Genomic DNA, 22,317 nt, shown 5'->3' on the forward strand with positions numbered 1-22,317 from the left:
CTTCCCGATGGAAAACAATCGCAATTTCTTCATCACCATCGCGCTTTCGGTGCTGATCCTGACCTTGTGGCAGGTGTTCTACATGAACCCGCGCATCGAGGCGCAGCGTGAGACCGCGCGCGTCGAGGCCAGCCGGCAAGCCGAGCAGAAGCCGGCGGGCGAGGGCGGTGCGCAGGCCCCGGCCACGCAGCCGCAGCAGCCCGGCGCGGTGCCCAGCCTGCCGGGCGCGGCCGGTTCGGCTGCGGCCAGCCACGAGCAGGCCATCGAAGCCACCAGGCGCCTGCAGATCGACACGCCGAGCGTCGCCGGCTCGATCAACCTCACGGGCGCGCGCCTCGATGACCTGAGGCTGAAGCACTACACCGAGACCGTCGACAAGAATTCGCCGGAGATCGTGCTGCTCAACCCGTCGGCGCTGAAGGACGGCTATTTCGCCGAGATCGGCTTCTCGGGAACGCCCGAGGCCGGCAAGCTGCCCGGTCCGGACACGGTATGGAGCGTCGAAGGCAACGACAAGCTGACGCCGACGACCCCGGTGACGCTGACCTACACCAACGACAAGGGCCTGGTGTTCAAGCGCACCATCTCCATCGACCAGAACTACATGTTCACCGTCGACGACACGGTCACGAACAATGGCGGCCAGCCGGTCTCGCTCGCCAATTACGGCCGGGTGACCCGCTTCGACAAGCCCGACGACCGCAGCACCTATGTGCTGCATGAAGGCCTGATCGGCGTGACCGGGTCGGAAGGGCTCCAGGAGATCAAGTATTCTTCGATCGAGAAGGACAAGCAGGTCACGCCCGGCAAGTCGACCGACGGCTGGCTCGGCATCACCGACAAATATTGGGCGGTGACGCTGGTGCCTTCGGCCAAGCAGCCCTTCCAGCCGCGCTTTGGCTTCTTCGACGACGGTCGCAGCCGCTACCAGTCCGACTACCTCACCGACCAGTTCACGGTGGCGCCCGGCCAGTCCGCGACGCAGCAAACCCTGGTGTTCGCCGGGGCCAAGGAGGTCGCGACCATCAACGCCTACGAAAAGGACCGCCATATCCGCCAGTTCGACCTGCTGATCGACTGGGGCTGGTTCTATTTCATCACCAAGCCGATGTTCTGGCTGATCGACACGCTCTACAAGTTCTTCGGCAATTTCGGCCTGGCCATCCTGGCCACGACCGTCATCGTCAAGGCCCTTTTCTTCCCGCTCGCCAACAAGTCCTACAAGTCCATGGCGAACATGAAGAAGGTGCAGCCCAAGATGATGGAGATCCGCGAGAAATACGCGGACGACAAGATGAAGCAGCAGCAGGCCATGATGGAGCTGTACAAGACCGAGAAGATCAATCCGATCGCCGGTTGCTGGCCCGTCGCGCTGCAGATCCCCGTCTTTTTCGCGCTCTACAAGGTGCTCTACATCACCATCGAGATGCGGCACGCGCCGTTCTTCGGCTGGATCCACGATCTCGCGGCGCCCGACCCGACCTCGCTGTTCAACCTGTTCGGCCTGCTGCCGTTCACCGCGCCGGCCTTCCTGCACATCGGCGTGCTGCCGATCATCATGGGCATCACCATGTTCCTGCAGATGCGCATGAACCCGACGCCGCCGGACCCGACGCAGGCTGCGATCTTCACCTGGATGCCGGTGATCTTCACCTTCATGATGGCGGGCTTCCCGGCCGGTCTGGTGCTGTACTGGGCCTGGAACAACACGCTCTCGATCCTCCAGCAAGGCGTGATCATGAAGCGGCAGGGTGCCAAGATCGAGCTGTGGGACAATCTGGCAGGCATGTTCAAAAAGAAACCATCGCCGGCGGAGTAGCCGCCGGCGCTGATTTCCTCCGACGCCATGTCGTTATAGGATCGCTCCGGCTCCTGGAGGGATCGTCATGGCAGCGGATCTGGAAGACGACAGCGAGGCCGTCAGGCTGCTTGTCGCAAGGCAGTTCGCCAGTCTGAGCTGGAATGAGGGCCGGACGGCGGACTGGGATGGTTTTTCGGCGGACTTCCTGCCGGGCGCGATGCTTTTTCCGGCGGCGCGCCCCGTCGCGAGCCGCACCGTTCCCGAATTCGTCGCCCGGATGAAGCATCTGTCCACGACCACGCTTCCCGCGCTCGAGGAAGAGGTGCGCGGCATGCGGGTGACGGTGTTTGGCAATGTCGCGGTGGCGGCGGTGGCCTGCGCCGTGGTCGAGAACCATGCCGCGGCGGAGGAGACCGTGGAGATGATGCTGCTGGTCAAGAACGAAGGCAGGTGGCGCATCGCCGCGCAGGCATGGGACAAGGCCGGCCCGGACAACCCCGTTCCCGACTCGCTGCTCGGCTCACCGAGGCCGGACCGGGTCGGGATATGATCCAACTACATTCACACGCGGATATTTGATGACAGGACCGAACCCAGACACAAAACATCCGATTCCGATGCATCCGCGCGTCGGTTTCCTGAAGCCGCTGGTGACTGCCGAGAACATCGAGATCGGCGATTTCACCTATTACGACGATCCGGACGGGCCGGAGAAATTCGCCGAGAAATGCGTGCTGCATCATTATCCGTTCATCGGCGACCGATTGGTGATCGGCAAGTTCTGCGCCATCGCGGAAGGCGCGCGTTTCATCATGAACGGCGCCAATCACGCCATGTCCGGTTTCTCGACCTATCCCTTCAACATCTTCGGTCATGGCTGGGAGGAGGGGTTCGACGTCGCGACCTGGCAGAAGGAAAATCGGGGCGACACGGTTGTCGGCAATGACGTGTGGATCGGCATGGAGGCGGTCATCATGCCTGGCGTTGGCATCGGCGACGGCGCCATCGTGGCGGCCAAGTCGGTCGTGACCCATGATGTGCCGCCCTATGCGATCGTGGCCGGCAACCCCGCGCGCATCGTGAAGATCCGCTTCGCCCCGGATGTCGTCGCAAGGCTGCTGGATATCGCCTGGTGGGATTGGCCACACGACAAGATCGGACGCAATCTCGACGCGATCCGCAGCGCCGACCTTTCGGCCCTGGAGGCTGCCAAGTGAATCAGGTTGCCGCCATCGAAAGCGAATTGTTCACGCGCCCCTGGATATTCATCCGCGGCGTGCCGGCGATGAAGTTCCTGCCGCCCGAAGGGCCGCCGGAGATCGCCTTCGCCGGCCGCTCCAATGTCGGCAAATCCTCGCTCATCAACGCGCTGGTCGGGCGCAAGGGACTGGCGCGCACCTCCAACACGCCCGGCCGCACGCAGGAACTGAACTACTTCGTGCCGGACGGCTTTTCGGGCGAGGGCGCGGACCTGCCGCCCATGGCGCTGGTGGACATGCCGGGCTACGGCTACGCGCAGGCACCGAAGGACCAGGTGGACGCGTGGACGAAGCTGGTCTTCGACTATCTGAAGGGCCGCGTCACGCTGAAGCGCGTCTATGTGCTGATCGACGCCCGCCACGGCATCAAGAAAAACGACGAGGAGGTTCTGTCGCTCCTCGACAAGGCCGCGGTTTCCTACCAGATCGTGCTGACCAAGACCGACAAGATCAAGGCCGCCGGCGTGCCGAGGCTGATCGAGGCGACGCTGCAGAAGATCGCCAAGCGACCGGCCGCTTTCCCTGCGGTACTGGCGACCTCGTCGGAAAAAGGCGAAGGCATGGACGAATTGCGCGCCGCCATCGCGCTGGCTGCCAACGGAGGGTAGGGGACTCCGGTTGCGCGCCAGTTAGTGAGGCGTCAGCGGGCTTCTTTCTCCCGCTGCTGCGCGGCGAGTTTTTCCGTGCCATAGGCTTTCAGGAACACTTCGACCCCCGCCCTCGCGACATATTCGATTTCCTCGGGCGAGGGCGTTTCGGTGCGATAGGCGAACATGCACTGCCGGAACAGGCCGGCGAGGCACAGTTCCGTGAACTGGTAGGCTGCCAGGTCTACATCGGCTATCTCGAGCAAGCCGCGTCCGATCGCCTCGTTCAGGAAGGCCACGAAGCGGTCGTGGCCGCGCTTGGGGCCGCGTTCGTAGAAGCGTCGGCCAAGTTCCGGGATTCTTTCCGAAGCGCCGATGACGGTGCGCTGCGCCAGCACCACCTTGTCCGAGGTGATCTTGACCGACAGCGCGATGGCAAAGCGCACCAGCGTCGCGTGCAGGTCGTCGGGATGCTCCAGCGCCTCGTACAGATTCTTGAAGATGATGCCGCGTTCTTCCTCGATGAGGGCCTCGAACAGTTCTTCCTTGTTGGCGAAATAGACGTAGATCGTGCCCTTGGACACGCCCGCCTCGCGGGTGATGTCGTTCATGGAGGCGGCGTCGAAGCCCATGTTCATGAACACGCGCCGCGCGCCGTCGATGATCTGCTGGCGCTTCGCCGGGTCGTGGCCGGCAGCGAGACGCTTGCGCGGTTTCCCGCAGTCGTCGCCCGTATCGATATCGTTCATTCCCACGCCCTGAAATTATTTCGAACCGTTTGGTTCGATTAGCACTTGATATGCGCCCTACCTTGCGTTATGTCAATATCGAACCGAACGGTTCAGTTCACTCAAAAGAGATGATCCATGTCCTCTTCGTCCGTCACGACCGAAGCCGAAGTTCATCCGTTCCCGAATGCCAGGACCTCGCCCGCCATCGAGGCGCCGCATCCGGCCGAGCCCGCCGAGGCTTTGCAGCCGCCGGCCAAGCGCAAGCGTTCCGCGCGCTCCTTCCTCCTGCCCGTCATCGCTGCCGTCCTGCTCGGCGCGGGCGCCTGGTACGGCTATGGCTACTGGACCGAAGGCCGCTTCATGATCTCGACCGACGACGCCTATGTCCAGGCGGACATGGCGTTCGTCTCGCCCAAGATATCCGGCTATATCGCTGAGGTGAAGGCCGGCGAGAACCAGCACGTGAAGGCGGGGGATCCGCTCTTCGTCGTGGACGACGGCGACTACAAGATCGCCGTGGCCCAGGCCGAAGCGCAGATCGCCACCCTTTCCAGGACGCTGGACCGCATCGACGCGCAGACAACCGCCGCCCGCGCCGCACTTCGGCAGGCGGACGCGCAGAAGGCGTCCGCGCAGGCGGTCGCCGACAACGCCGCCCGTACACGGGATCGCGCCGCACAGCTCCTCAAGACCCATGTGGCCACGCAGGCTCAGCTCGACGACGCCAGCGCCGCGGCCGACCAGGCCAATGCCGCGCTTGCCGGCGCCGACGCCCAGATCGCGGCCGCGCAGGCAAATATCGGCGTGCTCGAGGCGCAGAAGGCTGAATCGGCCAGCACGCTCGATTCGCTGAAGCTCGCCAAGGACAAGGCCGAACGGGATCTTTCCTTCACTGTCATGCGCGCGCCCTATGACGGCGTCGTCGGCAACCGCTCGGTCGAGCAGGGCGACCTCGTCAGCCCCGGCCAGAAGCTCGCCGTGGTTGTTCCCATGGACAAGCTCTACATCACCGCCAACTTCAAGGAGACGCAGCTTGCGCGCATGGTGCCGGGCGAGAAGGTGAAGATCTGGGTCGATGCCATCGGCGGCGAGTCCTTCGAAGGCACCGTATCCTCGCTGTCGCCGGCTTCCGGCGCGGTGTTCTCGCTGCTGCCGCCGGAAAACGCCACCGGTAACTTCACCAAGGTGGTGCAGCGCGTGCCCGTGCGCATCGACGTGCCCGCCGACGTGCTCAAGAGCGGCAAGCTGCGCGCGGGATTGAGCGTCGTCGTGGACGTGGATAGCCGCACCGCGCCGAAGAGCTGAGCCGGGCCGAACCGAAGCGTCTGAAACGGGCCGGGAGGCCGTCTCATGTCCAGCACCGCAATTACCGCCGGGGCCGTGCCCTCTGATCACATGGAAACGCGCCGCATCGTCGCCTTCCTGGCGATGGTGTTCGGCATGTTCATGGCGATCCTGGACATCCAGATCGTCTCCGCCTCGCTGGCCGAGATCCAGGCCGGCCTGAGCGCCAGTTCCGACGAGATCCCCTGGGTGCAGACCTCTTACCTGATCGCGGAGGTCATCATGATCCCGCTGTCCGGCTTCCTGTCGAGGATGTTGTCGACCAGGGTGCTGTTCACGACGGCGGCCGCCGGCTTCACCGCTGCCTCGGCGCTGGCCGCGACGGCCACCAACATCGACCAGATGATCGTCTACAGGGCGATCCAAGGCTTCATCGGCGGCGGCATGATTCCAAGCGTCTTCGCCGCCGCCTTTACCATTTTCCCCCCGTCCAAGCGCGCGATCGTCTCGCCGATGATCGGCCTGGTGGCGACGCTGGCGCCGACCATCGGCCCGACGGTCGGCGGCTATATCAGCCATGCCATGTCCTGGCATTGGCTGTTCCTGGTCAACGTCGTGCCCGGCATACTGGTGGCGAGCGCCGCCTGGGCGCTGATCGACTTCGACAAGCCGAACCTGTCGCTGTTCAGCAAGTTCGACTGGTGGGGCCTCATCGGCATGGCCGCCTTCCTCGGCTCGCTCGAATATGTGCTGGAAGAGGGCCCAACCAACGACTGGCTTCAGGATCAGGCCGTGTTCATCTTTTCCATCGTCATGGTGGTCGGCGCGGTGCTGTTCTTCTGGCGCGCCTTCACCGCAGAGGAGCCGATCGTCGACCTGAAGGCCTTCACCAACATCAATTTCGCCTTCGGCTCCGTGTTCTCCTTCGTCATCGGCATCGGCCTTTACGGCCTTACCTATCTTTACCCGATCTATCTCGGCCGCATCCGCGGCTACGATTCCATGATGATCGGCGAGGCCCTGTTCGTCAGCGGGCTCGCCATGTTCTTCACAGCGCCGGTGTCGGGCATCCTGTCGCGCAAGATGGACCCGCGGTTGATGATGATGATCGGTTTCCTGGGCTTCGCCGCCGGCACCTGGCAGATGACCCATCTGACCGCCGACTGGGATTTCTGGGAGCTGTTCGTGCCGCAGATCCTGCGCGGCACCTCGATGATGCTGTGCATGGTGCCCATCAACAACATCGCGCTGGGCACGCTGCCGCCCGAGCGGCTGAAGAACGCGTCCGGCCTGTTCAATCTCACCCGCAACCTGGGCGGCGCGGTCGGCCTCGCCGTCATCAACACGGTGCTCACCCACCGCAACGATTTCCACTATGCCCGCCTTGCCGAGCATGTGCAGTGGGGCAGCGCGGCAGCCGGCACGCAGCTGGACAACATGACGCGGAACTTCGAGGCGCATGGCGCCGCCGACGCCGGCAAGGCCGCGTTGGCCAAGCTGTCGGGCATGGTCCACCAGCAGGCGGCGCTGATGTCCTTCATGGATGTCTTCTACCTGCTGACGATGCTGTTCGCCTCGCTGGCGATCTTCGCCCTGGTCATCCGCAAGCCGCCTGAAAGCGCGGGCGGCGGCGCAGGACACTGACCGGCGGTGCGAGGCTTCAGGCCGTCGCCGGCTTGAAGCCCAGCGCAACGCCGTTGATGCAGTGGCGCTTGCCGGTCGGCGGCGGACCGTCGTCGAAGATGTGGCCGAGATGTCCGCCGCAGCGCCGGCAATGGCATTCCACCCGCACCATGCCGAGCGAAGTGTCCTGTCGCGTGCCTATGGCGTTGGGCAGCGATTGCCAGAAGCTCGGCCATCCCGTGCCGGATTCGAACTTGGTGTCGGAAGAATAGACCGGCAACTGGCAGCCGGCGCAGGCGAAGGTGCCCTTGCGATGTTCCTTGAGCAGCGCGCTGGTGAACGGATATTCGGTCCCTTCCTGGCGCAGCACCGAATATTGCTCGGGCGTCAGCTGCGCCTTCCATTGCGCGTCGGTCTTGGCGATCTCGAATGTTTCGGCTCGCGCCGGTTCCGGACGGCCGAGCCGGCCGAGAATGGCTGCGCCGGCGGCAAAAGCCGCGGCCGCCGCTCCGCTCAGCAAAACGTCTCTTCTGGTCATGGCGCTGGTCCTCCTGCCTGCGGTTTGGCAGATTTGCGCGTCACTCGGAAATCACATGGCGGTGACCCTGCGGGGCGCCCCGCGCCGGGCATCCTGCTGGACGCCGTGACGCAGGGCGCTGTGCTGCACGAAGCTGGAGGCGGCACCGCTCGGCCGACGGATGCCCCGATCCTTGCCGGAGCGGCATCTCACATCTTCGGCAGCAACACTTTGTCCACGACGTGGATGACGCCGTTCGATTGCCGCACGTCTGCGATCGTCACATGTGCGACATTGCCGTTCTCGTCGGTCACGGTGACCTTGCCGCCCTTGTCCTTGAGCGTCAGCTCGCAGCCGCCGACGGTCTTGACCTTGTGCGAGCCGCCGTCCTTCTTGACCATGGCCATGACGTCCGACGACATCGCCTTCGCCGCGACGACGTGGCAGGTCAGGATCTTGGCCAACCTGTCCTTGTTCTCGGGCTTCAAAAGGTCTTCGACAGCGCCCTTAGGCAGGGCCGCGAAGGCTTCGTTGGTCGGGGCGAACACGGTGAACGGCCCCTTGGTCTGCAAGGTGTCGGCCAGCCCGGCCGCCTTCACCGCCGCAACCAGCGTTGTGTGGTCCTTGGAATTCACGGCGTTCTCGACGATGTTCTTGTCGGCATACATTGCGGCGCCCCCGACCATCGGATTCTTGGCATGGGCGGCCGTTGCGAGCGCCGAAACGCTCATGGCAGTGGCGAGCAGAAGCGTGGCAAATCTGGGCATTGGTATCACTCCTCGATATCGTTCCCATCTCTGTGGGCGCGAGGAGTTACGGAGGCGGGCTCGCAGAAGTTTCGCGCGACCGAAATTTTTCTCAGAGGCTCTTCAGATCACCGGCCGCCACCACAGGACCGGTCGGCTGTCCCGTGGGCGATCCGCCGGTCGGCTCCACGCTGATGGCAAGGACCGCGCCTTGTGCGAGTTTTCCCTGCATGTCGGGCTTGACGGCCATTTGCACGGCCGTGCCGGCGGGAATGACGCCGGCCGACACCGGGGCGGTCTTGCCCTCGATTACCCAGAGTTCGAAATCCCGGCCGGACGCGTGATCTCCCGAAACATGCGACAGGCGTATCTCATTCCGGGCCGCGTCGTAGACGGCGAGATATTTCACGTCGCTGTCCTGAGCTGCGAGCGAAGCGACCAGGCCGGCTTGCTGCGGAGCAGGCGGCCGCATGTAGGGGATGGCGGCATAGAGGACCAGTGCGGCGACGGCCGCCGCGGCGAGACCCCGCCAGAAGGCAAGGCTCGACCACAGGTCGGCACGTTCGGGCACGGCGGCGTTGCCCGCGAAGAGCCGCCGGTCGATGGTGGCCTTGACCCCTGCCGGCGCCTCGACCGCCTCATAGGCGTTGGCCAGCGGAGCGAGGCGGTTTTCCCACCGGTCCACCAGCCGCGCGAAGTCCGCATCAGCCTCGATACGCAGCGCGGCCGCTCGGCGCTCGTCCGCCGTCAGGACGCCCAGAACATACTCGGCCGCGACGATATCGTCGTCACCGCGTTCGGGTCCGTCGTCTCGTGCCAAGGTCATCTTTCCAGGCACTCCCGCAGTTTAAGCAGGCTGCGCCGCAGCCACGTCCGCATCGTGTTCAGCGGTACGCCGTACCGTTCGGACAGTTCGGCATAGCTGTCGCCTTTCAGATAGGCGCCACGAACGGCGTCAGCCCGGTCTCGGTCCAGTTCATCGAGGCAGTTGCGCATGCGTGCGTCCTCGTCTCGCGCCGCTGCCATTGCCTCGGGGCCGGGCGCCGGATCGATCGCCTCGAGCACAGTATCGATGTCGGCCGCGGGCGCGCGACGTGCCCTGATGCGGTCGATGGAATGATGGCGGGCGATCGCCACCAGCCAGGAAATGGGGCTGAGCTCGGAGATGGCGAAGCGGTCGGCCTTCGTCCATATCTTGACGTAGACTTCCTGCAATGCGTCTTCGGCTTCTGCCCTGTCGCCCAAAACACGAAGACAGACGCCGAAAAGTTTCGCGCTGGTCTGGCGGTAGAGGCTGTCGAACGCGGCGCGATCCCTCAGCGAGGTCCGGACGATCAGCTTGGCGATGTCCTGCGGCGTCATCGCGCCCACACTAGGCGATTGGCTCCGATTTGCAACGGTGGCACAATCTTCGCCAAGGTCTTTCAAACCGCCCGGATTATGCGCTAAGACGCGGCCGTCCTTGCCAGCCAGAACGGGAACGATGCCCATGTCGGACGCCGCCGCAACCGCCGAGACGCAAGCCGCGCTGCTTTCCAGGGCGCTGCCCTACATGCAGCGCTACGAGAACAAGACCGTGGTCGTGAAATATGGCGGCCACGCCATGGGCGACAATGCGCTCGGCAAGGCCTTCGCCCGCGACATCGCCCTGCTCAAGCAGTCGGGCGTCAATCCCATCGTCGTGCATGGCGGCGGACCGCAGATCGGCGCCATGCTGACCAAGATGGGCATCGAATCCAAGTTCGAGGGCGGCCTGCGCGTCACCGACCAGAAGACGGTCGAGATCGTCGAGATGGTGCTGGCCGGCTCCATCAACAAGGAGATCGTCGCCCTCATCAACGCCGAGGGCGAATGGGCCATCGGCCTGTGCGGCAAGGACGGCAACATGGTCTTCGCCGAGAAGGCCAAGAAGACCATGATCGACCCGGATTCCAACATCGAGCGCGTGCTCGACCTCGGCTTCGTCGGCGAGCCGGCGGAGGTGGACCGCACGCTGCTCGATCTCCTGGCGCGGTCGGAGATGATCCCGGTGATCGCGCCCGTCGCGCCCGGCCGCGACGGCCATACCTACAACATCAATGCCGACACCTTTGCCGGCGCCATCGCCGGCGCGCTCGGCGCCAAGCGCCTGCTGTTCTTGACCGACGTGCCCGGCGTGCTGGACAAGGACAAGAAGCTGATCGACGAGCTGTCCGTGGCCGAGGCCAGGGCGCTGATCAAGGACGGCACCATCTCCGGCGGCATGATCCCCAAGGTCGAGACCTGCATCGATGCCATCGAGCGCGGCGTGGAAGGCGTCGTCATCCTGAACGGCAAGACCCCGCATTCGGTGCTTCTGGAACTGTTCACCGAGCATGGCGCCGGCACGCTGATCGTTCGCTGAGCCGCTAACGTCTCAGGTGGCCCAGCGGCACATGGCCGGGGCCCTTGATGTTCTGCAGCACGAGCTGTGTGTGCACGTCGCGCACGCCCTTCAGCCGCATCAGCCGGTGCATGACGAAATCGTTGAGATCGTCCACCGACGGCACCATGACATGCATCAGGAAGTCGTGGTCGCCGGTCATCGTCCAGCAGGCCGACACCTCGTCCATGCGCCGCACCGCCGCGATGAAGTTCTCGGGCGACTCGTCGCTGTGGCTGGTCAGCCTCACCTGGATGAAAACCTCCACCATCAGGCCGAGCGCGCGGCGGCTGAGCTGCGCCGAAAACCCCTTGATGACGCCGGCCTCGCGCAACGCTTCGAAGCGGCGCGCGCAAGGGGTGGCGGAGAGGCCGATCTCTTCCGCCAGTTCCGTGATGGGCTTGCGTCCGTCGCGCTGCAATATGTCGAGCATCCTGGTCTCGAACGCATCGAACTGAGGCATATCCACTCCTCCTGGCGCCTTATGAGGTGAAACTTACTCCAAAGCACGTATGGCGGCCAGCAACAAAGCCGATTCCGTCCTCTCCTTGCAGGTAGAATGAGTCACGCGATCCAGGGAGGAAGCCATGACCATCAGCGTTGCCGACTATGCCCGCGACTGTGCGGCTCAGGGGTTGCGCGGCAACTATTCAGTCTGCAGGGCCGACTTCACCGTCGCCCAGGACTACGACTACAGCGACGCCGAGCAGAAGGTGTGGCGCACGCTCTGCGACCGCCAGACGAAGCTGACCCGCAAGCTCGCCCACCGCTCCTATCTGGAGGGCATCGAGGCCCTCGGCCTGCTGGAGCGCATCCCGGATTTCGACGAGATCAGCGACAGGCTGCGGCCGCTGACCGGCTGGGAGATCGTGGCGGTGCCGGGCCTCATTCCGGCTGAGCCCTTCTTCGAGCACCTTGCCTCGCGGCGCTTTCCGGTCACCAACTGGCTGCGGACCGAAAAGGAACTGGACTACATCGTCGAGCCCGACATGTTCCATGACTTCTTCGGCCATGTGCCGATCCTCACCCAGCCGGTCTTCGCGGACTTCATGCAGGCCTATGGAGAGCGGGCGGGCGACGCCATCGCGCTGGGCGGCGACGAGATGATCACGCGGCTCTACTGGTACACGGCAGAATACGGCCTCATCCAGGAGCCGGGTCACGAAGTGAAGGCGTTCGGCGCCGGACTGATGTCATCCTTCACCGAACTGCAATTCGCCGTCGAAAGCAGGGACGCCCACCATGTTGCCTTCGACCTGGAGACGGTGATGCGCACCGCCTACGAGATCGACAAGTTCCAGCGCGCCTATTTCGTGCTGCCGTCCTTCGATGCTTTGCGCGATGCTTTCCGCACGGCCGATCTGGCCGCGATCGTCGGACGCTGGAAGGATCGGCCGACGCTCGATCCCGCCACGGTCTGAACCCGCCGGGGCTCAGATCATCTCGAGCGGCTGCCGGCGCCTGGGCGGCGGGAACGCGCGGTCGAGGTCGCGCAGATCCTCGTCTGTCAGCGCGATGCCGGCCACGGCGGCATTCTGGCGCACATGCTCCGGCTTCACGGCCTTGGGAATGGCGATGATGCCGTCCTTGCGGATGGTCCAGGCAAGCGCGATCTGCGCCGCCGTCGCGCCGTGACGGGACGCGATCTTTGCAAGCGTTCCGTCGCGCGCCAATTCGCCTTGCTCCACCGGCGAATAAGCCATGATCGGAATGCCGCGCTCGCGGCAGCGGGGCACGAGGTCGAACTCGATGCCGCGCCGGGTGAGATTGTAGAGCACCTGATTGGTCTGCACCTTCCCGCCGGCGGGAAGGTCTTCCAGCTCTTGCATGTCGTCGGCGTCGAAATTCGAAACGCCCCACTGGCGGATCTTGCCGGCCTTCACCAGCGCCTCGAAGGCCTCCACCGTCTCGCCGAGCGGCACGCCGCCGCGCCAATGCAGCAGATAGAGGTCGATCCGGTCGGTAGCCAGATGCTTCAGGCTGCGTTCGCACGCCTTGACGACGCCCGCGCGCGAAGCGTTGGAGGGCAGCACCTTGGAGACGAGGAAGACTTCGTCGCGCCGGCCGACCACGGCCTCCGCCACCACCTGTTCCGCGCCGCCATCGCCGTACATTTCGGCCGTGTCGATCAGCGTCATGCCGAGGTCGAGCCCGAGCTTCAGCGCGGCCGCTTCCTCGGCTTTCGGGCGGCGGCCCTCGCCCATGTGCCACGTGCCCTGGCCCAGCACCGGCACGGCCTCGCCGCAGGGCAGGGTGGTGGTTCGGATTAAGGCTGTCATGGCGGGCTCCGGGATTTGCTGGAATGGGGATCGCAGCACAGCAAGCCGCGGAAATCCAGCCGCCTTGGCGCTATTTCGCCTTGTGCTTGGTGAGCCAGTTCTCCATCTCGTCGATTTCCTTGCTCTGCGCCTTGATGACGTCCTGCGCCAGCTTGCGGATCTCCGGATCCTTACCGTGGTCGAGCACCACCTTGGCCATGTCGATGGCCGCCTGGTGGTGCGGGATCATGCCGCGCACGAAATCGACATCGGCATCGCCGGTATATTTCATCGCCATCATCTCGCGATGCATCTTGTCCATCGCGGCCTGGTAGCCAGCCGCTGCCGGGTCGCCGGATTGGGCCGCCATGGCGCCCATGTCATGCTTCATCTCGGCCGCCGGCAGGCTTTCGACGAAGGTTGCCGCAAGCATGGCCGCTGCGGTGGCAGCAAGCAGGATTCTCTTCAGCGTGCTCATGGGATTTTCTCCTTTGGAGCTTGGAAATTTATGTGGAAGGGTGGGTCAGAGTTTCAACGTGCGCAGCCGCAATGCGTTCACGATCACGGACACCGAGGACAGGCTCATGGCCGCCGCCGCCAGCATCGGCGAAAGCAGCATGCCGAAGACGGGGTAGAGCACGCCCGCGGCCACCGGCACGCCGAGCGTGTTGTAGAGGAAGGCGAAGGCGAGGTTCTGCCGGATGTTGGCGAGCGTGGCCGTGGCCAGCCTTCGTGCCCGCACGATGCCGGTGAGTTCGCCCTTCACCAGCGTGATGCCGGCGCTTTCCAAGGCGACGTCCGCGCCCGTGCCCATGGCGATGCCGACGTCGGCGGACGCCAGTGCCGGCGCGTCGTTGACGCCGTCGCCGGCCATCGCCACCACGCCGCCGCGCTTGCGCAGTTCCTCGACCAGCGCGCTCTTCTGCTCGGGCAGCAGGCCTGCCCGCACGCGCTCGATGCCGAGCTTTCTGGCGATTGCCTTGGCCGTGCGTTCGTTGTCTCCGGTTGCGAGCACGACCGTGATTTCCATGTCCTGCAGGGTGCGGATGGCTTCGGCGGCGGTCGCCTTGATCGGATCTGCGACCGCTACGAGCCCGGCGGCCCTGCCGTCCACGGCCACGAACATCGCCGTCTTGCCTTCGGTCTGGAGCGCTTCGGCCCTGGCCGGCAATGTCCCGGCATCGATACCGAGATCGGCCAGCATTGCGGCATTGCCGAGCGCTACCTTGCGGCCCGCCACGGTGCCGGAAACCCCCTTGCCGGTCACGGCCTCGAAGTCCGCCGCTTCCGGAACGGTCAGGCCGCGCTCGCGCGCACCGGCCACGATGGCCTCGGCCAGCGGATGCTCCGACGCCTTCTCCAGCCCCGCTGCGAGCGCAAGCAGTTCATCCTCGGAAATGTCTTTCTCCGCAGCCACGTCGGTCAGCTTCGGCTTGCCCTCGGTCAGCGTGCCGGTCTTGTCCACCACCAGCATGTTGACGGCGGCGAGCCTTTCCAATGCGGCGGCGTCCTTCACCAGCACGCCGGCATGCGCGCCGCGCCCGGTCGCGGTCATGATCGACATCGGCGTGGCCAGTCCCAATGCGCAGGGGCAGGCGATGATGAGCACCGACACCGCCGCCACGATGGCGTAGATCAGGCTGGGCTCGGGTCCGAACCAGGCCCAGGCGAGGAAGGCGACAATGGCCACCGCTACCACGGTCGGGACGAAATAGAACGAGACGCGGTCGGCCAGGCTCTGGATCGGCGCGCGGCTCCGCTGTGCCTTGGCCACGAGTTGCACGATCTGCGACAGCGTGGTTTCGGCGCCGACCTTCTCGGCGCGCATGACGAGCGAGCCGTTTCTGTTCATGGTGCCGCCGGTCACGGCGTCGCCCTGCGTCTTCTCGACCGGCACGGGTTCGCCGGTGATCATCGATTCGTCCACCGAGGAGCGGCCTTCCAGCACGATGCCGTCCACCGGCACGGACTCGCCGGGCCGGATGCGCAGCCGGTCACCGGCCTTCACCTCGTCCAGCGCCACATCATGCTCCGAGCCGTCGGCGCCGATGCGGCGGGCGGTCTTGGGGGCTAGGTCGAGCAGGGCGCGAATGGCCGAGCCGGTGCGCTCGCGCGCTTTCAGTTCCAACACCTGGCCCAGGAAGACGAGCGCGACGATGACGGCGGACGCCTCGAAATAGACCGGGACGCTGCCGTCATGGCCCCGGAACTGGTGTGGGAAGATGCCGGGAAACAGCGTGGCGACGACGCTGTAGAGATAGGCCGCGCCGACGCCCAGCGAGATCAGCGTCCACATGTTGGGGCTGCGGTTGACGACAGAGGCCCAGCCGCGCCGGAAGAAGGGCAGGGCGGCCCAAAGCACGACCGGCGTCGCCAGCGCCAGTTCGACCCAGACGGCAGCGCTTTCGCCGATCCAGCCGCGCACCGGCAGGCCGGCCATGGCTCCCATGGTCAGCACCAGAAGCGGGATGGAAAGCACCGCGCTTACCCAGAAGCGACGGGTGAAATCGACCAGTTCCGGATTCGGACCTTCCTCTCCGGTCGGCACGCCCAGCGGCTCCAGCGCCATGCCGCAGATCGGGCAGTCGCCGGGCCTGTCGCGCACGATCTCGGGATGCATCGGGCAGGTGTATTGCGTGCCCGCCGGCATGGGCTCGGGTGCCGGCCTGCCGTGGAGATATTTTTGCGGTTCCGTCTCGAATTTCGCCCGGCAGCCGGCGGAGCAGAAATAGAATTTTTCCCCCTCGTGGCGCAGGAAGTGGCGGGCGGAGGACCGCTCCACCTTCATGCCGCAGACCGGGTCGGTGGCGGTCAGGTAGTCTTGCGGCGCCGCCTTGAATTTCTCACGGCAGTGTTCGCTGCAGAAATGGAAGAGATGACCGCCATGTTCCGCTGCCGGCTTGCCGGCGGCGGGGTCGACGATCATGCCGCAGACGGGATCGCGTACGATCGTCTCGCTGGGCGTCGCCTGTCCGCCATGGCCGGAGCAGCAGGAGCCGCCGGCATGGCTTTTATGATGATTGTGATTCGCGTGATCCATGACGAAACCTCGATCTCTGCAACGGAGATAGGGCTTCCAGCAACTGGAAGGTCAAGAGCGAAAATCACGGGTCCGAGGTCCGGCTCCCAGGCCATACCCAGGGCCGGCGAAACGCGCTATAGACCTCCAGGAAGCGATTGCGGGCGCAGATGGCGAAGATTCCCCTGAGGCTTGAGGAACTGATCGACGGCGAGGCCTTGCGCCGCGATCTCACCGCGCTGACCGCCGACACGAATGGCGACGGCTCCAGCACGGCGGTGCGCGCGGGCGTGCTGCGCCTGCTCAAGCAGCGCCTCGTCGAGGGAAGACAGATCGCCGAGCATCTTTTGAAGGAGGACGGCGGCGGCCTGGCATGTGCCAAGCGCCTGTCGCATGTCATGGACGAGATCGTGCGCGCGCTCTACGATTTCGCCGTCAGCCACGTCTATCGTTCGCAGAACCCGTCGGCCGCCGAGCGCATGGCCGTCGTCGCCGTCGGCGGCTACGGCCGCGGCACGCTGGCGCCGGGGTCGGACATCGATCTGCTCTTCCTGCTGCCCTACAAGCAGACGCCCTGGGGCGAGCAGGTGGTCGAATACATGCTCTACATGCTGTGGGACCTGGGGCTGAAGGTCGGCCACGCCACGCGCAACATTGATGAAAGCCTGCGCCTGTCGCGCGACGACATCACCATCCGCACCGCCATCCTCGAGGCCCGCTTCGTGTGGGGCGAGCAGGGGCTGTGCGACGAGCTGATCCGCCGTTTCGACGAGGAGGTGGTGCGCGCGACCGGGCCTGAATACGTTCAGGCCAAGCTCGCCGAGCGCGACGCCCGCCATACCAAGGCCGGCGAGAGCCGCTATGTGGTCGAGCCCAACGTCAAGGACGGCAAGGGCGGCCTGCGCGACCTGCAGACATTGTTCTGGATCGGCAAATATTTCTACCGCGTGCGCACCGGCATCGAACTGGTCGGCAAGGGCGTGTTCACCGCCACCGAATACCGGGAATTCGTCAAGGCCGAGGATTTTCTCTGGGCCGTGCGCTGCCACATCCACTTCCTCACCGGCAAGCCGGAGGAGCGGCTGAATTTCGACATCCAGCGCGAGATCGCGGAACGGCTGGGCTATACGAGCCATCCCGGCCTGTCGGCGGTCGAACGCTTCATGAAGCACTATTTCCTGATGGCCAAGGATGTCGGCGACCTCACCCGCATCTTCTGCGCGGCGCTGGAGGAGGAGCAGGCCAAGCATGTGCCGGGCTTCAACCGCATTTTCCTGACCTTCTCGCGCCGCAAGCGCAAGCTGGCGGGAACGTCGGATTTCATCGTCGACAATCACCGCATCAACATCGCCGACGACCAGGTGTTCGAGCGCGACCCGGTCAACATGCTGAGGCTGTTCTGGTTCGCCGACAGGCACGGACTGGAGTTCCATCCCGATGCGTTGAAGCTGCTCACCCGTTCGCTTCGCCTCGTCGACCGCAACCTGCGCCGCGACCCCGAAGCCAACCGGCTGTTCCTCGATATTCTCACCTCGGACCGCAATGCCGAGCTGAACCTGCGCCGTATGAACGAGGCCGGCCTGCTCGGACGGCTCATTCCGGACTTCGGCAAGATCGTCGCGATGATGCAGTTCAACATGTATCACCACTACACGGTGGACGAGCACCTGATCCGCTGCATCGGCGTGCTGGCGGAAATCGAGCGCGGCGACGACGCCAGGGTCCATCCGCTGTCGCATTCGCTGATGCCGGGCCTCAGGAAAAGCCGGGTGGCGCTCTACGTCGCCGTGCTGCTGCACGACATCGCCAAGGGGCGGCCCGAGGACCATTCCGAGGCCGGCGCCCGCATCGCCCGGCGCATTTGCCCGCATATGGGCCTGTCGGCGGCGGAGACGGAGACGGTTGCCTGGCTGGTCGAGAACCACCTCGTCATGTCGATGACGGCGCAGACGCGCGACCTGAACGATCGCAAGACCATCGAGGATTTCGCGGCGCTCGTGCAGTCGGTCGAAAGGCTGAAGCTGCTGCTGATCCTGACGGTGTGCGACATTCGCGGCGTCGGGCCGGGCGTGTGGAACGGCTGGAAGGGTCAGCTCCTGCGCACGCTCTATTTCGAAACGGAACTGCTGCTCACCGGCGGGTTCTCGGAACTGTCGCGCGCGCAGCGCAGCACGGCCGCCCGCGAGGAACTGGCCGCCGCGCTTGCCGATTGGTCGCAGCAGGACCGCGACCGGATCGTCGGCCTGCACTACGAGAACTATCTTCTGACCGTCGATCTTGCCGACCAGGTCCGCCACGCGGAATTCATCCGCGAGGCGGATGCCTCGGGCAAGCAGCTCGTCACCATGGTCAAGACGCACGAATTCGAGGCCGTCACCGAGATTACCGTGCTGGCGCCGGACCATCCGCGCCTGCTTTCGGTGATTGCCGGGGCCTGTGCCGCGGCCGGCGGCAACATCGTCGACGCGCAGATCTTCACAACTTCGGACGGCCGCGCGCTGGACACCATTCTCATCAACCGCGAGTTCGAGCGCGACGAGGACGAACGCCGCCGCGCCCAGCGTGTCGGCGGCCTGATCGAGGATGTCCTCTCGGGAAGGGCATGGCTGCCGGAGATGATCGCCAAGCGCACCAAGCCCAAGCGCGGCGCCAGGGTCTTCCGCATTCCGCCGCGCGCCCAGATCCGCAACACGCTGTCCAATCGCTTTTCCGTCATCGAGGTGGAAGGGCTCGACCGCCCCGGCCTGCTGTCGGAGATTACCGGCACCCTGTCGGACCTGGCGCTCGACATCGCGTCGGCCCACATCACCACCTTCGGCGAGAAGGTCATCGACACCTTCTACGTAACCGATCTGACCGGCCACAAGGTCGAGAATGCCGCCCGTGAGAAGATGATCCGCGAGCGTCTCATCGAAATACTGGCGGGTAACGGTCAGGACCGCAGGACGAAGACGGCCGCCGAATAGGCTTAACGGTTCAGTCGTCGTTGGCTGCGCTCAGCTCTTCCGGACGCAGCCCTTCATCCTCGTGGCGAGGCCATGGCAGGAAATCGCTCTGGAAGGAGTCACCGGAGAAATAGTCGAGCGCGCGATGGGCTTCGGCGCCGTTGAAGGCCGCCTTGTCGAGAAGATGCGCAATCACCTCGCGGGCCTGCACCAGCTTCTCCTTCAGTCTTGCGGTATCGTCTGCCATGGGCCTCTTCTCTGGTTCGGTCTGTGAACATAGGTAGCGCATCCTCGCTGACGTGCAATGAACGCTTTTCCTCGACTCCGCCCGCATTTCGTGCCAATCCCGCGCGCATGATGCCCGACATGGAAAAGCTCGACATCAAGATATGCGGCCTCAAGACCGACGACGCGCTGGCTGCGGCGCTGGCCGGCGGCGCCAGCCATGTCGGTTTCATTTTCTTTCCCAAGAGCCCGCGCAACATCGCTCCCTCTGAAGCCGGCCGCCTGCGGCTGGCCGCGAGCGGCCGCGCGAAGGCGGTGGCTGTGACGGTGGATGCCGGCGACGCGTTGCTCGACGGGATCGTCGCCGCCATGGCGCCCGACCTGCTGCAACTGCATGGCGCGGAGAGCGTCGAGAGGGTTGCGGAAGTCAAGGCCCGCTACGGCCTGCCGGTGATCAAGGCGCTGTCGGTGCGGGAAACGGTGGATTTGGCCGCCGCGCGCGCCTATGCGGGCGTTGCCGACCGGCTGCTGTTCGACGCCAAGCCGCCCAAGGGCTCGGAATTGCCGGGCGGCAACGGCGTGTCCTTCGACTGGCGCCTGCTTGCCGGCATCGATCGCGGCATCGACTATCTGCTTTCCGGTGGGCTGAACGCCGCCAATATCGGCCAGGCCTTGTCGCTGGCGCGTCCGTCCGGCATAGACATTTCATCGGGCGTGGAAAGCGCACCGGGCGTCAAGGACCCCGCGTTGATCGCGGCCTTCTTCAGGGCAGTTGCCGCCGCCCGCGACAAGACCGCGGCCTGACGCCTTCAGACTGTTTCCAGGGAGATCGGCGATGAACAAGCCGGCGATGCCAAATTCATTCCGCACCGGACCCGACGAACAGGGCATGTTCGGCATTTTCGGCGGCCGCTTCGTCGCGGAGACGCTGATGCCGCTCATTCTCGACCTGGAGAGGCACTGGAACGAGGCCAAGGACGATCCCGAGTTCAAGGCAGAGCTTTCCGCTCTTTCGACCTTTTATGCCGGCCGTCCGTCGAAGCTCTATTTCGCCGAAGGGCTGACGAAGCACCTCGGCGGCGCGAAGATCTATTTCAAGCGCGAGGACCTGAACCACACCGGCTCGCACAAGATCAACAATTGCCTTGGCCAGATCCTGCTGGCCAAGCGCATGGGCAAGAAGCGCATCATCGCCGAGACCGGCGCCGGCCAGCACGGTGTCGCTTCGGCCACTGTCTCGGCGCGCTTCGGCTATCCCTGCGTGGTCTATATGGGCGCGACCGACGTCGAGCGGCAGAAGCCCAACGTCTTCCGCATGAAGCTGCTGGGCGCCGAGGTGCGTCCCGTCAGTTCCGGCCACGGCACGCTGAAGGACGCCATGAACGAGGCCCTGCGCGACTGGGTCACCAATGTCGAGGACACCTACTACCTGATCGGCACGGCGGCCGGGCCGCATCCCTATCCCGAACTGGTGCGCGACTTCCAGTCGGTGATCGGAACCGAGGCGCGCGCGCAGATGCTTGAGCAGGAAGGCCGTCTGCCCGATGTCGTCGTCGCAGCCGTCGGCGGCGGCTCCAACGCCATCGGCCTGTTCCATCCCTTCCTCGACGACAAGGACGTACGCATCGTCGGCGTCGAGGCCGGCGGGCGCGGGCTGGACGGCGTCGAACATTGCGCTTCCATGAATGCGGGCCGCCCCGGCGTGCTGCACGGCAACCGCACCTATCTGCTGCAGAACGAGGACGGGCAGATCCTCGACGGCCACTCCATCTCGGCCGGCCTCGATTATCCCGGCGTCGGCCCCGAGCACAGCTGGCTGCGCGACACCGGCCGCGTCGAATATGTGCCGATCCTCGACGACGAGGCGCTGGAGGCGTTCCAGCTCACCACCAGGGTGGAAGGCATCATTCCGGCGCTGGAATCGGCCCATGCCATCGCGCAGGCCGTCAAGATGGCGCCGTCCATGGGCAAGGACCAGGTCATGGTCGTCAACCTCTCCGGCCGCGGCGACAAGGACGTCCATACGGTAGCCAAGATGATGGGCATGGAGATCTGATCGTGACGAACACCCGCATCGATCGCCGCATGGCGAAGCTCAGGGCCGAGCAACGTCCCGCGCTCGTCACCTATTTCATGGGCGGCGACCCGGATTACGCCACCTCGCTGTCGATCATGCAGGCGCTGCCCGGGGCCGGCGCTGATGTCATCGAGCTCGGCATGCCCTTTTCTGACCCGATGGCCGACGGCCCGGCGATCCAGGCTGCCGGCCTGCGCGCGCTGAAAGCGGGGCAGACCCTGGCGAAGACGCTGGCCATGGCCGCCGAATTCCGCAAGGGCGACGACGAGACGCCGATCGTGCTGATGGGTTACTACAACCCGATCTATATCTACGGCGTCGAGCGTTTCCTCACCGATGCCAAGGCGGCCGGCATAGACGGCCTGATCGTCGTCGATCTGCCGCCGGAAATGGACGAGGAACTGTGCATTCCGGCACTCAAGGCCGGCATCAACTTCATCCGGCTGGCCACGCCGACCACGGACGACAGGCGCCTGCCGACCGTGCTGCGCAACACCTCCGGCTTCGTCTACTACGTGTCGATGACCGGCATCACCGGCTCCGCGCTGGCGGACACGGCCAAGGTCGGCGAGGCGGTGAAGCGCATCAAGGCCCATACGGACCTGCCGGTCTGCGTCGGCTTCGGTGTCAAGACGGCCGAACAGGCCCGCACCATCGGCGCGTCGGCGGACGGCGTGGTGGTCGGCACCGCCATCGTCAATGCCGTCGCCGACACGCTGGGGCCGAAGGGCGACAAGGGCGCCGATCCGGTCGCGGCCGTGGCGGCGCTGGTGGGCGGCCTTGCCGAGGGCGTGCGCGCGGCTCGCCTTGCCGCTGCCGAATAGTCTTCCTACCTCTTTTCCGG

The 22,317-nt window shown here is 65.1% G+C and carries 22 protein-coding genes; 12 read left to right on the top strand and 10 right to left on the bottom strand.

Features of this window, described 5'->3' with window-relative positions; translation table 11 throughout:
• Positions 1-7 precede the first annotated feature (7 nt).
• The 4 genes from yidC to yihA all read left to right on the top strand — a co-directional run bounded on the left by yidC (position 8) and on the right by yihA (position 3,668).
• Entirely contained in the window at positions 8-1,819 is a 1,812-nt protein-coding gene (gene yidC / locus QU595_RS00965; RefSeq protein ID WP_315918334.1) for a membrane protein insertase YidC, read from the top strand.
• A gap of 67 nt (positions 1,820-1,886) precedes the next feature.
• Positions 1,887-2,351, top strand: coding sequence for a nuclear transport factor 2 family protein (locus QU595_RS00970; protein WP_315918336.1), 465 nt, complete (start codon positions 1,887-1,889; stop codon positions 2,349-2,351).
• A 28-nt stretch (positions 2,352-2,379) separates the two neighbouring features.
• Complete coding sequence (locus QU595_RS00975) at positions 2,380-3,018, top strand: CatB-related O-acetyltransferase (RefSeq protein ID WP_315918338.1); 639 nt, start codon at positions 2,380-2,382, stop codon at positions 3,016-3,018.
• On the top strand, positions 3,015-3,668 hold the full coding sequence (gene yihA / locus QU595_RS00980; protein ID WP_315918340.1) for a ribosome biogenesis GTP-binding protein YihA/YsxC: 654 nt from the start codon (positions 3,015-3,017) through the stop codon (positions 3,666-3,668). The genes QU595_RS00975 and yihA overlap by 4 nt, the downstream gene beginning before the upstream one ends.
• Before the next feature lie 32 nt (positions 3,669-3,700).
• Here the strand turns inward: yihA and QU595_RS00985 are convergent, their stop codons facing one another.
• On the bottom strand, positions 3,701-4,396 hold the full coding sequence (locus QU595_RS00985; RefSeq protein WP_315918342.1) for a TetR/AcrR family transcriptional regulator: 696 nt from the start codon (positions 4,394-4,396) through the stop codon (positions 3,701-3,703).
• A gap of 117 nt (positions 4,397-4,513) precedes the next feature.
• Here QU595_RS00985 and QU595_RS00990 point away from each other — a divergent pair, with 117 nt between their 5' ends.
• Together QU595_RS00990 and QU595_RS00995 are read left to right on the top strand one after the other, a co-directional pair.
• The gene (locus QU595_RS00990; protein ID WP_315918343.1) at positions 4,514-5,683 is read left to right on the top strand and encodes an HlyD family secretion protein; all 1,170 of its coding nucleotides are present in this window, start codon (positions 4,514-4,516) and stop codon (positions 5,681-5,683) included.
• A gap of 90 nt (positions 5,684-5,773) precedes the next feature.
• Positions 5,774-7,306, top strand: a complete 1,533-nt coding sequence (locus QU595_RS00995) for a DHA2 family efflux MFS transporter permease subunit (protein ID WP_410000487.1) — start codon at positions 5,774-5,776, stop codon at positions 7,304-7,306.
• A gap of 16 nt (positions 7,307-7,322) precedes the next feature.
• Here QU595_RS00995 and msrB read toward each other — a convergent pair whose 3' ends face one another.
• The 4 genes from msrB to QU595_RS01015 form a co-directional block, all read right to left on the bottom strand.
• Positions 7,323-7,823, bottom strand: coding sequence for a peptide-methionine (R)-S-oxide reductase MsrB (gene msrB / locus QU595_RS01000; RefSeq protein ID WP_315918346.1), 501 nt, complete (start codon positions 7,821-7,823; stop codon positions 7,323-7,325).
• Between the two features lie 188 nt (positions 7,824-8,011).
• A complete protein-coding gene (locus QU595_RS01005) occupies positions 8,012-8,569 on the bottom strand; it encodes a fasciclin domain-containing protein (RefSeq protein ID WP_315918348.1) in 558 nt (185 codons plus the stop codon).
• A 91-nt stretch (positions 8,570-8,660) separates the two neighbouring features.
• A complete protein-coding gene (locus QU595_RS01010) occupies positions 8,661-9,374 on the bottom strand; it encodes an anti-sigma factor domain-containing protein (protein WP_315918349.1) in 714 nt (237 codons plus the stop codon).
• Entirely contained in the window at positions 9,371-9,910 is a 540-nt protein-coding gene (locus QU595_RS01015; protein WP_315920636.1) for a sigma-70 family RNA polymerase sigma factor, read from the bottom strand. The genes QU595_RS01010 and QU595_RS01015 overlap by 4 nt, the downstream gene beginning before the upstream one ends.
• Before the next feature lie 127 nt (positions 9,911-10,037).
• Here QU595_RS01015 and argB point away from each other — a divergent pair, with 127 nt between their 5' ends.
• On the top strand, positions 10,038-10,931 hold the full coding sequence (gene argB / locus QU595_RS01020) for an acetylglutamate kinase (RefSeq protein ID WP_315918351.1): 894 nt from the start codon (positions 10,038-10,040) through the stop codon (positions 10,929-10,931).
• 4 nt (positions 10,932-10,935) lie between these two features.
• Here the strand turns inward: argB and QU595_RS01025 are convergent, their stop codons facing one another.
• Positions 10,936-11,412 (bottom strand): Lrp/AsnC family transcriptional regulator, encoded by a 477-nt coding sequence (locus QU595_RS01025; RefSeq protein ID WP_315918353.1) that lies wholly within the window; start codon positions 11,410-11,412, stop codon positions 10,936-10,938.
• A gap of 124 nt (positions 11,413-11,536) precedes the next feature.
• On the opposite strand from QU595_RS01025, the gene phhA reads away from it, so the two are divergent.
• On the top strand, positions 11,537-12,370 hold the full coding sequence (gene phhA, locus QU595_RS01030; RefSeq protein ID WP_315918355.1) for a phenylalanine 4-monooxygenase: 834 nt from the start codon (positions 11,537-11,539) through the stop codon (positions 12,368-12,370).
• A gap of 12 nt (positions 12,371-12,382) precedes the next feature.
• Here the strand turns inward: phhA and QU595_RS01035 are convergent, their stop codons facing one another.
• From QU595_RS01035 to QU595_RS01045, 3 genes are all read right to left on the bottom strand, one after another.
• The gene (locus QU595_RS01035; protein ID WP_315918357.1) at positions 12,383-13,228 is read right to left on the bottom strand and encodes an aldo/keto reductase; all 846 of its coding nucleotides are present in this window, start codon (positions 13,226-13,228) and stop codon (positions 12,383-12,385) included.
• Between the two features lie 70 nt (positions 13,229-13,298).
• The gene (locus QU595_RS01040; RefSeq protein ID WP_315918358.1) at positions 13,299-13,685 is read right to left on the bottom strand and encodes a DUF305 domain-containing protein; all 387 of its coding nucleotides are present in this window, start codon (positions 13,683-13,685) and stop codon (positions 13,299-13,301) included.
• A gap of 45 nt (positions 13,686-13,730) precedes the next feature.
• Positions 13,731-16,247: a heavy metal translocating P-type ATPase gene (locus QU595_RS01045; protein WP_315918360.1), complete on the bottom strand. Its 2,517-nt coding sequence runs from the start codon at positions 16,245-16,247 to the stop codon at positions 13,731-13,733.
• Positions 16,248-16,396: 149 nt separating this feature from the next.
• Between QU595_RS01045 and QU595_RS01050 the strand changes: the two genes are divergently transcribed.
• Positions 16,397-19,192, top strand: a complete 2,796-nt coding sequence (locus tag QU595_RS01050) for a [protein-PII] uridylyltransferase (protein ID WP_315918362.1) — start codon at positions 16,397-16,399, stop codon at positions 19,190-19,192.
• A gap of 10 nt (positions 19,193-19,202) precedes the next feature.
• On the opposite strand, the gene QU595_RS01055 is transcribed toward QU595_RS01050, so the two are convergent.
• Positions 19,203-19,418 (bottom strand): hypothetical protein, encoded by a 216-nt coding sequence (locus QU595_RS01055; RefSeq protein ID WP_315918363.1) that lies wholly within the window; start codon positions 19,416-19,418, stop codon positions 19,203-19,205.
• Between the two features lie 119 nt (positions 19,419-19,537).
• Here QU595_RS01055 and QU595_RS01060 point away from each other — a divergent pair, with 119 nt between their 5' ends.
• Genes QU595_RS01060 through trpA form a run of 3 tightly spaced genes read left to right on the top strand, consistent with a single transcriptional unit; the run spans position 19,538 to position 22,297 of the window.
• Positions 19,538-20,200, top strand: a complete 663-nt coding sequence (locus QU595_RS01060; RefSeq protein WP_315918365.1) for a phosphoribosylanthranilate isomerase — start codon at positions 19,538-19,540, stop codon at positions 20,198-20,200.
• Between the two features lie 31 nt (positions 20,201-20,231).
• Positions 20,232-21,452: a tryptophan synthase subunit beta gene (gene trpB, locus QU595_RS01065; protein WP_315918367.1), complete on the top strand. Its 1,221-nt coding sequence runs from the start codon at positions 20,232-20,234 to the stop codon at positions 21,450-21,452.
• Between the two features lie 29 nt (positions 21,453-21,481).
• Entirely contained in the window at positions 21,482-22,297 is an 816-nt protein-coding gene (trpA, locus tag QU595_RS01070; RefSeq protein WP_315920638.1) for a tryptophan synthase subunit alpha, read from the top strand.
• Positions 22,298-22,317 lie beyond the last annotated feature (20 nt).

The organism is Mesorhizobium sp. SP-1A (assembly GCF_032460275.1).
Taxonomy (GTDB): Bacteria; Pseudomonadota; Alphaproteobacteria; order Rhizobiales; family Rhizobiaceae; genus Mesorhizobium.

What these genes read in the sequence shown, in the direction of transcription:
- yidC (WP_315918334.1), top strand. Translation starts at nt 8, where the DNA reads ATGGAAAACAATCGCAATTTCTTCATCACCATCGCGCTTTCGGTGCTG.
- QU595_RS00970 (WP_315918336.1), top strand. Translation starts at nt 1,887, where the DNA reads ATGGCAGCGGATCTGGAAGACGACAGCGAGGCCGTCAGGCTGCTTGTC.
- QU595_RS00975 (WP_315918338.1), top strand. Translation starts at nt 2,380, where the DNA reads ATGACAGGACCGAACCCAGACACAAAACATCCGATTCCGATGCATCCG.
- QU595_RS00985 (WP_315918342.1), bottom strand. Translation starts at nt 4,396, where the DNA reads ATGAACGATATCGATACGGGCGACGACTGCGGGAAACCGCGCAAGCGT.
- QU595_RS00990 (WP_315918343.1), top strand. Translation starts at nt 4,514, where the DNA reads ATGTCCTCTTCGTCCGTCACGACCGAAGCCGAAGTTCATCCGTTCCCG.
- QU595_RS00995 (WP_410000487.1), top strand. Translation starts at nt 5,774, where the DNA reads ATGGAAACGCGCCGCATCGTCGCCTTCCTGGCGATGGTGTTCGGCATG.
- msrB (WP_315918346.1), bottom strand. Translation starts at nt 7,823, where the DNA reads ATGACCAGAAGAGACGTTTTGCTGAGCGGAGCGGCGGCCGCGGCTTTT.
- QU595_RS01005 (WP_315918348.1), bottom strand. Translation starts at nt 8,569, where the DNA reads ATGCCCAGATTTGCCACGCTTCTGCTCGCCACTGCCATGAGCGTTTCG.
- QU595_RS01010 (WP_315918349.1), bottom strand. Translation starts at nt 9,374, where the DNA reads ATGACCTTGGCACGAGACGACGGACCCGAACGCGGTGACGACGATATC.
- QU595_RS01015 (WP_315920636.1), bottom strand. Translation starts at nt 9,910, where the DNA reads ATGACGCCGCAGGACATCGCCAAGCTGATCGTCCGGACCTCGCTGAGG.
- argB (WP_315918351.1), top strand. Translation starts at nt 10,038, where the DNA reads ATGTCGGACGCCGCCGCAACCGCCGAGACGCAAGCCGCGCTGCTTTCC.
- QU595_RS01025 (WP_315918353.1), bottom strand. Translation starts at nt 11,412, where the DNA reads ATGCCTCAGTTCGATGCGTTCGAGACCAGGATGCTCGACATATTGCAG.
- phhA (WP_315918355.1), top strand. Translation starts at nt 11,537, where the DNA reads ATGACCATCAGCGTTGCCGACTATGCCCGCGACTGTGCGGCTCAGGGG.
- QU595_RS01035 (WP_315918357.1), bottom strand. Translation starts at nt 13,228, where the DNA reads ATGACAGCCTTAATCCGAACCACCACCCTGCCCTGCGGCGAGGCCGTG.
- QU595_RS01040 (WP_315918358.1), bottom strand. Translation starts at nt 13,685, where the DNA reads ATGAGCACGCTGAAGAGAATCCTGCTTGCTGCCACCGCAGCGGCCATG.
- QU595_RS01045 (WP_315918360.1), bottom strand. Translation starts at nt 16,247, where the DNA reads ATGGATCACGCGAATCACAATCATCATAAAAGCCATGCCGGCGGCTCC.
- QU595_RS01050 (WP_315918362.1), top strand. Translation starts at nt 16,397, where the DNA reads ATGGCGAAGATTCCCCTGAGGCTTGAGGAACTGATCGACGGCGAGGCC.
- QU595_RS01055 (WP_315918363.1), bottom strand. Translation starts at nt 19,418, where the DNA reads ATGGCAGACGATACCGCAAGACTGAAGGAGAAGCTGGTGCAGGCCCGC.
- QU595_RS01060 (WP_315918365.1), top strand. Translation starts at nt 19,538, where the DNA reads ATGGAAAAGCTCGACATCAAGATATGCGGCCTCAAGACCGACGACGCG.
- trpB (WP_315918367.1), top strand. Translation starts at nt 20,232, where the DNA reads ATGAACAAGCCGGCGATGCCAAATTCATTCCGCACCGGACCCGACGAA.
- trpA (WP_315920638.1), top strand. Translation starts at nt 21,482, where the DNA reads ATGGCGAAGCTCAGGGCCGAGCAACGTCCCGCGCTCGTCACCTATTTC.